General features: G+C 70.0%; 9 protein-coding genes. All 9 read right to left on the bottom strand.

All coding sequences use genetic code 11. The annotated features are described in order from the left end of the window. Window positions 1–36 precede the first annotated feature (36 nt). Window positions 37–1,521: an SCO6880 family protein gene (locus tag BcFMB_RS06460; RefSeq protein ID WP_033518625.1), complete on the bottom strand. Its 1,485-nt coding sequence runs from the start codon at window positions 1,519–1,521 to the stop codon at window positions 37–39. Further along, the gene (locus tag BcFMB_RS06455) at window positions 1,511–3,658 is read right to left on the bottom strand and encodes a hypothetical protein (RefSeq protein ID WP_232513770.1); all 2,148 of its coding nucleotides are present in this window, start codon (window positions 3,656–3,658) and stop codon (window positions 1,511–1,513) included. Before BcFMB_RS06455 ends, BcFMB_RS06460 begins: the two co-directional genes overlap by 11 nt. Before the next feature lie 8 nt (window positions 3,659–3,666). Beyond that, window positions 3,667–3,978 (bottom strand): hypothetical protein, encoded by a 312-nt coding sequence (locus BcFMB_RS06450; RefSeq protein WP_232513769.1) that lies wholly within the window; start codon window positions 3,976–3,978, stop codon window positions 3,667–3,669. After that, window positions 3,975–4,589, bottom strand: a complete 615-nt coding sequence (locus tag BcFMB_RS06445; RefSeq protein ID WP_232513768.1) for a hypothetical protein — start codon at window positions 4,587–4,589, stop codon at window positions 3,975–3,977. The genes BcFMB_RS06450 and BcFMB_RS06445 overlap by 4 nt, the downstream gene beginning before the upstream one ends. An 18-nt stretch (window positions 4,590–4,607) precedes the next feature. Continuing rightward, the gene (locus tag BcFMB_RS06440; protein ID WP_099721330.1) at window positions 4,608–5,726 is read right to left on the bottom strand and encodes a hypothetical protein; all 1,119 of its coding nucleotides are present in this window, start codon (window positions 5,724–5,726) and stop codon (window positions 4,608–4,610) included. After that, a complete protein-coding gene (locus BcFMB_RS06435; protein WP_099721329.1) occupies window positions 5,723–6,406 on the bottom strand; it encodes a hypothetical protein in 684 nt (227 codons plus the stop codon). Before BcFMB_RS06435 ends, BcFMB_RS06440 begins: the two co-directional genes overlap by 4 nt. Window positions 6,407–6,696: 290 nt before the next feature. Then, window positions 6,697–10,857: an LPXTG cell wall anchor domain-containing protein gene (locus BcFMB_RS06430; RefSeq protein ID WP_099721328.1), complete on the bottom strand. Its 4,161-nt coding sequence runs from the start codon at window positions 10,855–10,857 to the stop codon at window positions 6,697–6,699. 184 nt (window positions 10,858–11,041) lie between these two features. Beyond that, window positions 11,042–12,055 (bottom strand): hypothetical protein, encoded by a 1,014-nt coding sequence (locus BcFMB_RS06425; RefSeq protein ID WP_099721327.1) that lies wholly within the window; start codon window positions 12,053–12,055, stop codon window positions 11,042–11,044. Then, window positions 12,042–12,314: a helix-turn-helix domain-containing protein gene (locus BcFMB_RS06420; RefSeq protein WP_099721326.1), complete on the bottom strand. Its 273-nt coding sequence runs from the start codon at window positions 12,312–12,314 to the stop codon at window positions 12,042–12,044. The genes BcFMB_RS06425 and BcFMB_RS06420 overlap by 14 nt, the downstream gene beginning before the upstream one ends. Window positions 12,315–12,322 lie beyond the last annotated feature (8 nt).

Here is a 12,322-nt window from a genome sequence, read left to right as displayed (position 1 = left end):
CCATGCCATGACGTCCTCCTTTCCTATCCGACTTTCCTATCCGATGAATCCGGTCAGCGTCGACGGCTTGTAGCTGCGCACGTCGAAGCCGAGCGGCAGGCATGCGGCGAAGCCGGTGTCCTGCGCCGCGTAGCAGGGACGCAGGTTGATCTTCGCGGCGCCGGCCGCGGATTCGACCGCGTGGCTGGCGGCCTCCAGACGCGCCTCCTCCTGCTCGCCCGCGCGCACCGTCGCGGTCACCAGCAGGCCGAAGTACACCAGGACCGCGCCGTCCGCGGCCTCCTCGGCCTGCCGATTCGACATGGCCATCTGCTTCGACGCCTTCATGGAGGGGCGTTTCTCCTGGCTGATCTGGTTGACGGCCTTCTGCCGGTTCTGCTCGACCATGAACGCGGTGCGGTCGGAGGGCACCGCGTGGAAGATCAGGGTGACGCGTTTGCGGTCGACGTCGCGCAGCGGCCCCAGCAGCGCGGCCAGCGTGCCGCTCGTGACGTTGCTGGCCGGCGGGTCGCACATCTGCCAGGTCCTGGACAGGCCCGAATCGTGCCGGTAGTAGTCCCAGCGCGCCTCCGCGGCGACGGGGCCGGCGTCACGCCAGTCGACGTACGGCGCCTCGTCGCGCTCCTCGATCGTCTCCTGAGCGCGCGGATCGTACGCCTGGGCGACCAGGCGCGCGATCTCGTCGGACGTCATGCACCGCGGCGTGCCGCCGCCCGCGTCCGTGATCCTGCCCGTCAGCGACGGGATCAGCTGGCCGATGCGGCGCGCGGCCTCCTGACGGTCGAGCCATTTGCCCTTGCGGTCGCGGTAGCGGAACGTCAGCGTGAGGATCGTGTCGCTCGACGCGCCGCCCTGGGCGTACGAGTCCATGACCTGGCGCATGCAGCGGGCGGCCAGGTCCGGCGCGTCGTCGACCATGTGCCGGGTCAGGGATCGGCGGAAGCGCACGCCCGAGTCGGGCGCCGTGTCGACCGTGACCGCGAGCTGGGCCACGCCGTCCTCGTCGGCCAGCGATTCGAGCACGTGCGCCCAGGCCGCCACGTACGCGTCCTCGACGTGGTCGTCGGCCATCGCGGTGCCCTGCGGCTGGCACGCCATGAGCAGCGCGTACTCGCCCGTGTGCCCGTGCGACACGAGCGTGAACCGGTGGCCGAACGGGTCGGATGCCTCCACGAGCGTCACCTCGGAGCAGATGCCCGGCAGCGCGCACACGCCGGATTCGACCGGCGCGAGCATCCCGGAGCGGTACAGGGCGGCGCGCGAGCGGATCTGGCGGCGGTACGCGGCCCGTTCCAGCTGCCGGTCGGCGATGTTGCGGTGGGCGCGGTCGCGCACCGCCAGGACCGCGACCGTCCCCTCGCCCACCGCCAGGATCGCCAGCGCGACGAGCGGGTTCGCCATCATCACGAAGATGCCGACCACGAGGATCGCGATCGCGGCGATCGTCAGCGGCATGCCGATGTTGCGCAGGCCGCCGGGCATGTCGCGCATGTAGTCGCCGTACGTCGTGTTAGAAGCCATTGGACATCACTCCTCCCGTTCGTCCCTCGCCGCGGCGCGCCGCCTTCCTGTCCGCGCCGTCCGGCGCCGGCGCGGGCGCAGGCGGCGCGCCGGAGGGATCCATCGCCTCGGCCATGCGCGACGTCGCGGACCGCGCCGCCCCGGCCGCTCCGGCCGGCGGCGGGGGCGAGGGGCGCTGCGCGGATTGCGCGCCCCGGGCCCGGCCGGGGTCCCGGTCCGCGCCGTCCGGCGCCCCGCCCTGCGCGCCGGACGGGGCGGAGGGCTGCGCGGGCCGGGGTGCGCCCTTGGCGCCGGCGGAGCCGGCCGTGCGCGTCTTCGCGTCCTTGCCGGCCGAGGCGGCCGCGCCGGACGACAGGGCGCCCGCGCCGGCCGCGCCGGCCTTCTTCGCGCCGTCCGGCGCCACCGCCCCCTTGATCTTCGAACCCAGGGAGCCCAAAGCGCCCAGGGCCTTGCCGCCCAGACGCCCGCCGGTCCTCAGGCTGCCCGCCGCGGCGCCTCCCATGGCGCCGGCGGCGGTGCCGAGCACGGCGGGCGTCGCGCCGCCGCCGGACACGTTCGAGGCGACCGCGGGCACGATCGTGCGGATCATGGCGGGCAGCATGACGACGACCATGATCGTCAGCGTCAGCGTGATCGCCTGGCTGTCGTCGCCCTTGCCGGCCGTGACCATGATCGCCGAGCCGGTCGCCATGACCAGGGCGGCGATCGGCTTGTACAGCAGGAACGCGACGAGGGTGCCCAGCACCTTGCCGAACGACTGGCGGCCGTGCTCGGACCAGCTCATCGCGGCGAACACGGGGGCCACGCCCACCAGGATCGGCAGCATGCCGGCGCGCAGGTAGGTGAAGATCTTGCCGATCAGGTTGCACAGCCACAGGATGAACGTGAGCACGAACGCGAGCAGCGGGTCGAGGCGGAAGAACTCCCATGCCGCCAGCGTGTTCGACTCCCATGCGTCGCGCATCATGGTCGAGGCGCGTTTGAGCACGTCGCTCGTCCACACGTCCACGACGCCGGTGACCAGGTTGACCGCGCCGGCCAGGCACACGGAGGTGACGATCGCCCACATCAGCGCCTTGCCCAACGGCACCAGGTCGCGGCCCTCCTGGGTCGTGACCAGCTTGTAGCCGGCGGCGAACACGCCGAGCACGGCAGCGATGATCAGGAACGGGTCGACCTGCATGCGCACCCAGTCGGACACGAAATAGCCGTACCCCTCGCCCGGCGTCCACGACTGCAGGTGCGGCGCGACGGGGATCTTCGAGAACCCCTCCCCCCGGTAGTAGTCGCGCGTCGGCGTGAAGAACGTGCACGCGATCGACACGCACGACGAGGCGGCGAACACGCCCAGGAACACCCATCCGGTGCGGTCGAGCAGGCGGTGGTCCTCGCCGAGCAGCCCCTCGCGCGTGTTGGACACGACGCGCGCGCCCACCACGACCAGGCTGACCGCCGCGCACACCGCGAGCAGGCCCTGCAGCACGGGCAGGTACTTGTTCAGGATCGAGAACCATCCGTCGTACATCGGCTCGTCGTTCGCCTGCAGCGTGCCCACCGTCGACGGCGACGCCACCAGCGTGTTGCGGCTCGTGGTCAGCCAGCTGATCGTCTGCGCCGACTGGTCCTCGTACAGCGCCCACAGCGTGGCCTCCAGCCAGCTGATCTTGCGTTTCTTCTCGCAGGCGATGGCGCGGGTGCGCGCCTGGTCGTCGTCGGCGTATTTCGGCTCCCAGGCGCCCTCGTCGGGCGATTCCTCCTGATAGCCCTTCTCCAGGGCGTCGCACTGCAGGAACGCGGTCGCGGCCAGCTGGTCGCGCACGTCCTCGACGACCTCCTTGCATTGCGCGTCGTCCCAGTTGCTGCCGTTGCACAGCCCCGGGTTCACGCTCACGTCGGCGACGGCGGCGCGGATCTCGTCCTGGCCGATCCATTCGCCCAGACCGTCGGCGGGGATCTCCATGCGTGAGATCACCATCTCCTTGTTCACGACGGTGTCGTTGCCGAACTTGAGCTGCTCGCCCAGGTCCTCGGCGCCGGTGAGCTCCATGGGCGAGCACGCGCCCGCGGCCGCGAGCACGCCCACGGCGAGCATGACGGCCGCGGCCCACCGGCCGAAGCGACGAAGCACACGGATCACGGGTCCTCCTAGCAGCTGCCGGACACGGCCAGGCCGATCGCGGCGAGGAACGCCGCCGCGCCGCCGATGAACAGGGCGCCCACGACGAAGTTGAACAGCTTGTCGTACGTGTCGTCGCGGTCGGGCACGCCGTCGCCCTGCTGGCGCAGGACATGCACGCCGATGCGCATCAGGCTGATGATCGCGATCATCAGGCCCAGGGCCTTGACCCACTGCAGCACGGTCGTCATCGGGCCGCTGAACCCCGGCGGCAGGCACGCCTTGGGGTCGGTCAGGTCCTCCGCGAGCACCATCATCGCCATCGTCTTGAATTCCATCATCGTCTCCTTTCAGGTTCCGCCAATGGCGCCGCCGCCGCGCCGGCCCGCGGCGGGGCGGGCGGCGGCGTCGTCCAGGTCCCATCCTCGCGCAGCCTCGGCGGGGCCGCGGACCACGCGCGCGCCATGGCGTCCCCGGCCGCGGCGCGCACCTGTCCGCGCACGCGCGCGTACGCGCCCGGCCACCGTTGAGGGAAGCCGTCGACCTCGAGCCCCCTGATGTACGGCAGACGCCACAGGCGCGGCGCGCCCGCGCCCACGAGCGCCGTGCCGCGCCGCAGCGCCATGGGCGTGCGCGCCATGGGCGCGGTCACGGCCGCGCCGAGCAGCACGCACGTCCCGAAGGCGCCGGCGTCCCAATCGGCGAGCAGGGCGCGCAGCGATTCGAGGCCCCGCCCCGTGCCCATCGCGCACAGCACGACGAGGCTCGGCCGCGCCGCCTCGACGCTCGCCGGCAGCGCGCGCCCCGCGTCCGCCCACATGGGATCGCCCGCCATGGCGCCCTCCGTGTAGATCGTCGTGCATCCCGCGCCGCCGTGCGCGGCCACGAGCCATACACGCTCCGTGGCCGGCGCGGCGAACACGGGAAGCAGCGTCGTCGTCGCATTGGTCATGTCCTCAAAGCCTTTCCGTCACAGTCCCGGATCGCGTTCGGCAAGGGCGCCGTCGCCGGGGTCGGCCGGCACGCTCCACGAGGGCGGCGCGTCCGCCGCCCCGGGTTGCGGCGCCGGCGTCCATATGGGCGCGGGCGCCGTGCCGCTATCGGCCGGGGCCGTCGGGGCGCCGCCGGCCGCCGGAGTGTCCGCCGCCGACGTGCCGGAGGCCGCCGCCGTGCCGGACGTATCCGTTGCCTCGCGCCGTTCCCGTTCCTCCCGCTCCTCCCGCTCCCGGTCCTTCATGCTGGCGCGCACGCGGTCGCACGCCTTGTCGATCTCGTCCGTGCGCCGTTCGAGTGCGGCCGCGTCATCCGTGTCCGTCCCGCGCGCGAGCAGCGCGTCCAGGGCGGTGCGGGTCGCGGCGTCGGCGACCTTCCCGTCGCTCGAGGCGAGCAGGTCGCGCGCGGCGCGCGCGGAGGCGTCGTATCCGGATTGGGCGGCGGCGAGCAGTTTGCGCTCGTGCGCGGCGAGCAGGGCGGCGGCCAGATCCCCCACGCGTGCGGCGCGCCCGTCGAGCGCCGTCGTGCGCGAGGCGGCCTGCGACGCCGCCTCGCGCAGGCGCCCGGGGTCGCCGGCCGCGCATACGGACGCGTCCGGATCCTGCGGCGCGTCGAGCAGTCCGGCGAGTTGCCCGACCAGGGAGGCGGCCGTCCCGTCCACGTCGTCCGTGCCGATGGCGGCGGCGCGGGCCGTGTCGTCGGCGTCCAGGACGGCGCGCAACGCGGCCGCCGCTTGCGTCTGCCCGTCCAGTGCGGCGCGGCACTCGGCGGCCGCGCGCGACAGGTCGGCGTCACGGTGCCGCGCGTGCGCGACCAGGCCGCCGGCCGCGGCCGCGCACAGCGCGCACGCCACGACGGCGACCGTGATGATCCCGCGCATGCGGCGGGCCGGTTCATGCGGCTCCTCGTCGCACACCCGTTCCAGCGCCTGCGCGTCCCCGGACCCGTCGCCGTCCGCATCGTCCGATGCCGGGCGGGCGGCGGGAACGGGCGCGAGGGGGTCCGCGTCACCGTCGTGCACGGCCGTGCGCGACGGGTCCGGCACGAGCATGGGCGGCACGCGCCACGGGTCCGCGCCGCTTCCCTCGCCGCTCATCGTCTCGTGGCGGCGCCGGGTCGCGTCATGCGGCGCAGCGCGGCGTCCGCGTCCGCCGCCGGCCCCCCGTCCAGACGCGCCGTTTCGTCCTCCGCGAGCCTGTCGCGCGCGTGTTCGGGCGCGTCGCCGCGCGCATAGGCGGGCACCAGCGCGTTCGCGAACGCGCGCGACAGGCTCGTGCGCATGTCGTCCTCCCCGATCGCGTCCCACAGGCGGTCCAGGTGCGCCTTGAACTCCATCGCGGGGTCGTTCACGAGCCAGGACGCCATCGCGGCGACCCGGTACGCGCCGAGCCTGTCCGCGCTCTCGGGGATGCCCGCGGCGAGCTCGGCGAACGCCCGCGGCACGTCCCGCCGGTAGTGGGCGCGCACGGCCCGCTGCACGTTCCAACCCGCCTTGTACATGACCTTGTCGGCCAGTTCGGCCATGACCTGGGCGGCCTGCAGCTTGCCGCGCTGGTCGAGCCGTTCGCGTTCGGCGAGCAGCGTGAACCGTTCCGGATCCAGCCCCGGGTCGATGATCTTCGCGATCACCGCGTCGAAGAGCGCATGGTCGCCGCTCATCGCACGGCACGCGTCGCGGTAGCGGCGCTGCGCGTCCCCGTCGTCGCCCGGCCTCCACCGTTCCGAGCGCATCGTGCGCTCCATCAGATCCCACATGGCCTGCGCGTGCGCGTCCATGAGCGTCCTCCTTCCCGCCCGGCATCGCCCGGGCGTCGTTCGTGTCCCTGACGTCTTCCAGCATCCCGCGGCATGCGCTTGCGCGCGGACCACGCCCGCGGCTTGCCCGCGGGCGAAGACGGGAAGGCCCCGTCCCGCGTGTCGTGCGGGACGGGGCCTTCCGGTGCGGCCGATGGCATGGCCGGCGGCGAGAGAAAAGGGAAAGAACCGCGCGACCGTGCCATCGCCGCCCGGGTGCGCCGCGCCGGACGGGAGGGGGGAAGAAGAACCCGTCCGGCGCGGCGCAAGCGTCAGCGTCGTGCCGTGTGGCGCGACGCGTGCGTGCCGCGGCGGCGCACGACGAGCAGCAGTCCGCCGCCCAGGCCGCCGGCGCAGATCACGGCGGCGGCGATCAGGCCGATCGCGGCGCCCGTGGACGCCAGCGGGTTGGCGCGGTAGCCGTTCCAATCATCGCTGTCGTGCACCGGGGTGTCGTAGCATGGGCCTTCCTGCGCCACGCCGGGCTTGTCGTCGAACGGGTCGTCGTCCACGACCGGGCAGTCCACGACCGGCGTGCCCGTGACGCTCACGCGGTTCGTGTGCTTGTCGCCCGCCTTGACGCCCTTGAGCATGGCCTTGAGCGTGACGGACTGGCCGGGCTGGAGCACGAGCGTGTCCCAGTCCTTGGGGTACTCGATGTCCTCGAGTTCGCCCGAGCCGGCCAGCAGCGCGTCCGTGAGGGTCAGCTTGGCCAGATCGACCTTGCCGGTGTTCGTGATCTTGATGCCGATCTCCTGGTCGGCGCCGTCCATCTTGAGCGCGTCCTTCGTCTCGTCGCGGTCGCCGAGTTCCTCGCCCGACGCCAGATCGTACTTCTCGACGTCGATCGACGGGGTCTGGTCCGGGGTCTTGGTCCACACCTCGTTCGAGGGGCGGTCCGTGCCGTTGAGCGTCTCGGTGAACCGGTTGACGATCTTGTCGCCCACGGCGATGCGCGTGCACTGGATGTAGGCGCGCCATCCGGCCTCGGCGTTCGCCGCGCTCACGAGGTCGAGGTAGCGTTGGGTCGCCGTGATGGTGATGGTGCCGTCATCGGCCTGCGTCAACGTGAACAGGTCTCCGCCGAACCTGGCGGAGTCCACGCCGCTGCCGGCGATGCGGTCGCCCTTGGAGGCGAGCTTCGTGTCCCCGTCGGTCAGGTCGCGCGTCGCGTACACGGCCCACTGGCCGGTGTACTTGTCGTGCGCCGTGTCGATCTTGTCGACGATCTTCCAGTCCGTGACCTGCTGGTAGGCGCGGTCGGCGGGCAGGACGGAGCTGTCGAGCTGGTACAGGAACGTCGAGCCCAGATAGATCGACTTGCCGTTGGCGGACTCGTCGCCCATGTTGACCACCACGTCCTTGCCCGGGTTGATCTCCTTCAACGGATTCGACACGACATTCGTGGTGTCCTTGCGGTCGTTGGTGATCTGGGTCGCCTGGTTCTTCACCACATACCCATCGGTGACCTTGGTGACGGTCATCGGCAGCACCACCTGGTACTTCTGGCCCAGCAGCGACTGGTCGATGTACGCGTCCTTGAGCGGATCCAGCTTGCGGTCCGCGTATTCCTTGAGGTCCTCGGGCTGGGGGTCGCCCTTGAGGGTCTCGCCCGTGGCCGGGATCTCGGTGTCCACCGTACGCGCGAACACGTAGGCGACGCCGTCGCGGAACTCGATGTTGAACTTCGAGGTGACGTCCTTGCCGGCCGCGTCGAGGACCTCGACGCCCGTCTCGTCCGCGGCCAGGTACTCCTGGTCGTAGTCGTCGACGATGCCGGCGCGCTGGACGCGGTACGCGAGATTGTTCTGGTCGATGTGCTCCAGGTCCAGGCCGATGCGGTAGTAGACGCGGTCGCCCAGCAGGGCGGTCTTGCCGTCGATGCTGATCGTCGGGTCGGCCTGCGTGTCCTGCTTGTCGGGGGTGATGTCCGGCGGGATGTTGAAGACCTTGTTGCTCGGCGTGAGCGTGTTGTTCAACGTCAGCATCCACTGGTTGTCGACCTTGGTGTCCGCGGGCGCGTCCTCGCTCACGGTGCCTTCGAACCGGATCATGATCCGCGGGTTCTGCCCGTTGCGCCAGTTCGCGGCCACGTACGCGTCCGTGAACGTGAGCGTGAACATGTGCGCCTCGTCATCCCACTGGGTGGCGTACTGCTTCTTGCTGATGCTCTTGCCGGTCGACAGGTCGGTGACTTCGAGCGTCTGCTTGTCCGGCACCAGGTGCTCGTCGTACTGGTCGGTGACGGCCACATGCTCCACCTGGTACGCCAGGTCGCCCGGCAGCTTCGGCTGCGTGGTCAGCTGGTACTCCACCCGCTGGCCCGGGAACACGACCTTGCCGTCGACGGATTCCTGTTCGCCGCCCTGCGAGGATTCGGACACGACGTCCTTGACGACCGGGGGCACCCAGCCGCAGATCCATGGCTCGTTCGTCGGCACGCGATGCCCGTTGATGGTCTGCGCGCCGGCGTTGGTCAGCTTCGCGTCCGAATCCGGCACCGTGCAGAAATCGACCTCCGCGCCCGGCTCCTTGCCGAAATCGGCGCGCACCTGTTCGGCGCCGCCGCCGTTCGCGAAGTTGATTGTGCCGGGCACGACCATCGAATACTGGCGGTGGCTCTTGAGGCCCTGGAGGCCGGCGAGATGCTCGTTCTTCATGTGTGCGATCGCCTTCGTGCCCTCGATCGTGATGTCGAACTGGTCGGTGACGTCGGTGCCCTTGTTGGCGATGTCGGACACGCTCGACTCACGGTCGGACTGCGCGTCGGCCATGTACACGCGCACCGCCGACACATCGTCCGCGTCGAAGATGTAATCCGCGCCCTTCCAGTCGTCCTCCAGCTCGAATGCCGTGGGCGCGTCGATCAGGTTCGCGCTCACCGTGCCGTTGACCACGGATGCGACTTTGTCGCCGTCCATGAACCGGTTGCGGTCCGCGCCCGTGGCGTTCGTCTCGTCCGGGTCGATGACCGCGGCCCACGAACCGTCCGCGTTCTGCTTGATCCACGACTTGTCAGGGTTCGGCGCCCAGGTGGGGAACTCCTTCTGGTCGGTGTCCTGGCTCGTCTCGTTCCAGATGACCGTGCCCTTGTCGGTCACCTTGTTGATGTCGGGCTTGGCGACCGTCACGTCCAGATGGAACGCGTACGTATGCTCGAGCGGCATCGGCGTCGACGTGTCCTTGCGCACCGCCGTCACCGTGTTCGCCGCCTTGTCCCAGCCAATCGTGAACTGCTCCGAGATGTCCTTGCCATTGTCGGATTCGTCCACGACCCGCATGTTCGACACCGTGTAGTCGATGCCGTTCGGGGTGATCACGTCACGGAAGGTCATCGCGTATCCGCCGCGTCCCGTCGAACTGCGAATGATCGTGTGGTTGACCATCTGGTCCGCGCTCACGCCCTGCTCGATCTCCTTGACCGGCGGCTGCGGCGGCACGTCGACGATCCTGAACGACTCGGACGCCTCACGGTCGGCCGTGTCAACGGCGGCCTTCATATTGCCTTGTTTGGCGATTTTCACGTCGAACCAGTGCGAGCCGGCAGGCCATCCGTTGGTGAATCCGAAGTCGGCGGGGGCGAACTCGGGGGTGCGCGTATCGCCATTCGTGGTGATCTTCACGGTCTTGGTCACGCTCTTCGCGGCCACGTACTTGTTGCCGTCGAAATGCATGATCGCTTCCGCGTTCACCTGCTGCGGCTCGCCGCCCGACTGGGACGCGTGGATTACGTCGCTCACCTTGTCCATGCTTCCGGCCTTGAGGTCCTTCGGCTTGTTGACGTCGGTCGTGATGGTCAGATCATAGTCCAGCGGAGGCTTGGGCTGGTACTTGTTGAGCACGATCACGATGACGCCGGTCTGCGGCTTGGCGGCCTCCTTCTGCATCAATTTCGTCACGCTCATCGACGGGTCGTCATAGAACGGATCACCAACCATGTACTGCTGACCACCGTGTGTACGAGGAGTCGGCGCCACGTCCTGGTCCCAGAGCTGCTGCCACATGTCCTGCGCGGCCCAGCCCGAGCCGTCGTCCTTGTTCGAGGCCGCCGCGTAGACCGCGCCCACGCCCACGACGCGGCAGTCCGCCGCGCCCTGGCCCGGATGGTGCGCCGCGAAGTTCTTCTCGCACTCGGCGCGCGCCGCGTCTAGCGATGCCTGCGCGCGCGTGACGCCCGCGCCGGTCACCGTCACGCCGGCCGCGTTGAACGCGGCCTGCACGCTCGAGAAGCTCGACGCCGAACCGAATGAGCCGTTGTTAGTGTCTCGGTATTGCCAGAACATGGCGGGCGCCTGGTCGCCGCCCGTGCCTGATCCGGATCCAGATCCGCCGTCCGCAAACGCCGCCGGAGCGATCATGCCCAGCATGGTCGTGGCGGACAGCAGGGCTGCGGCCGATCTGCGCCACAGCCCCTTCTTCAGATTGTTCCTCATAGGGAATCTCTCTTTCCACTGTCCCGGCATCCGTCGCGCCGGACGCCAGCGATGGCGCATCTCGCCACCATGTGCCATCACACCATGCATCCGACGGCGCCGCGGACCACACGCGCGCACGACAAAGGCGGCCGCCGACGCACGTCGACGGCCGCCCTCGAAAAAGGTCAGCGATCAGAAGGTATCAGAAACCGTTGTGGTTGAACCCGTCATAAGTGCCGCAATCAACACCAGGAGTACAGCCGCCCTGCCCTGCACCTGAATGATTGAATATCATGCCGCCGCTTCCGGTGTTGGGTTTGCTGGGCGTCGTGGTCTGGGGCGCGCTCTGCTGCGGCGCGGCCGGCGCCGTGTACTGGGGTGTTGCCGGCGCCGTGTACGTCTGCTGGGGTGCGGTGTAGGTCGGCGTGTACGACTGCTGCGGCGCGACGTACTGCTGCTGCGCCTGCGCTGCGGCCGCTGCTTCGGCTTCCTGGCGGGCCTTCTCCTCGGCGGCTTTCTTGTCGGCGTCGGTCTTGGCTTTGACGGAGGCGTCCACCTTGCCCATGAGGTCCTTGAGCTGCTTGGCCTGCGAGTTCATCGTTTCCGCGTCTTTGCCGTCCTTGGTTTTGGCGGCCTTGTCGATCATGGCCTTGAGATCCTTGCGGGTCTTGTCGTCCTTGACCTTGCCGTCCGTGCTCTTGACCTTCTCCTGCGCGGCCGTCAGCTGCTTGGACAGGGCATCCTTGGCGTCCTTCAACGTCTTGGCGTCATGCGACTGGTTGACCGCGTCCACGGCCTCCGTCAGGGAGGCGGTGTGCGTGTCGTACCATGCGGCGTTCTCGTCGATGCGTTCCTTCGCCGCGCGCAGCTGGTCCACGCCTTGCACGTTGCATGCGGCCAGGGCCGGCGCCTCCTCCTTGTAGGTGTCGGCGAGCGTGGCGACGACGGCGGTGTCCGCGACCTGCTTGTCGGTGATCTTCACGGCCTCGGCCGCGTCCTGGTCGTGCAGCGCGTCGTACTTGTTGCGCGCCACCCGCAGCGTCTCGCTCGCCTGCGCGCACGCCTCCTTCGCCTCCGCCAACTGCGCGGACGCGCTGTGCTGGTATACGGCGACCGCGCCGCCGGCGGCCAGGACGGCGACCAGCAGCGCCGATCCGATGACGGCGGCGGTCCTTCTCGTCCGCTTCCTGCGGTCCGTTGCGCTATCCGCGTTCATGGTCGTTCTCTCCTTCGCTTGTCTCGGGCGGCGTGCGCCCGTCGATGTCCGGCGTGAAACCGAGCACGTAGTCGGCGCTCACGCCATGCCGGTGGAAGAACTCGAAGTCGCGGCGCACCCATTCGCATTCGCCGCGTTCCTTGACGCTGAGCGTCGCGGCGGTGATGCCCATCATCGCCGCCAGGCGTTTCTGCGTGAGCCCCAGGCCGCGACGCCACAGGGCGATCGGGTTGTCCCGCTTCCGTTCGGTTCCGGTCATGCTCCCAT

It is taken from the genome of Bifidobacterium choerinum (assembly GCF_002761235.1).
Lineage (GTDB): Bacteria > Actinomycetota > Actinomycetes > Actinomycetales > Bifidobacteriaceae > Bifidobacterium > Bifidobacterium choerinum.
This window is presented reverse-complemented; position numbering and strand designations above follow the sequence as displayed.

Bases quoted from the DNA above. Each gene is read 5' to 3' on its own strand.
- BcFMB_RS06425 (WP_099721327.1), bottom strand. From the start codon at position 12,055: ATGAACGCGGATAGCGCAACGGACCGCAGGAAGCGGACGAGAAGGACC.
- BcFMB_RS06430 (WP_099721328.1), bottom strand. From the start codon at position 10,857: ATGAGGAACAATCTGAAGAAGGGGCTGTGGCGCAGATCGGCCGCAGCC.
- BcFMB_RS06445 (WP_232513768.1), bottom strand. From the start codon at position 4,589: ATGACCAATGCGACGACGACGCTGCTTCCCGTGTTCGCCGCGCCGGCC.
- BcFMB_RS06440 (WP_099721330.1), bottom strand. From the start codon at position 5,726: ATGAGCGGCGAGGGAAGCGGCGCGGACCCGTGGCGCGTGCCGCCCATG.
- BcFMB_RS06420 (WP_099721326.1), bottom strand. From the start codon at position 12,314: ATGACCGGAACCGAACGGAAGCGGGACAACCCGATCGCCCTGTGGCGT.
- BcFMB_RS06460 (WP_033518625.1), bottom strand. From the start codon at position 1,521: ATGGCTTCTAACACGACGTACGGCGACTACATGCGCGACATGCCCGGC.
- BcFMB_RS06450 (WP_232513769.1), bottom strand. From the start codon at position 3,978: ATGATGGAATTCAAGACGATGGCGATGATGGTGCTCGCGGAGGACCTG.
- BcFMB_RS06435 (WP_099721329.1), bottom strand. From the start codon at position 6,406: ATGGACGCGCACGCGCAGGCCATGTGGGATCTGATGGAGCGCACGATG.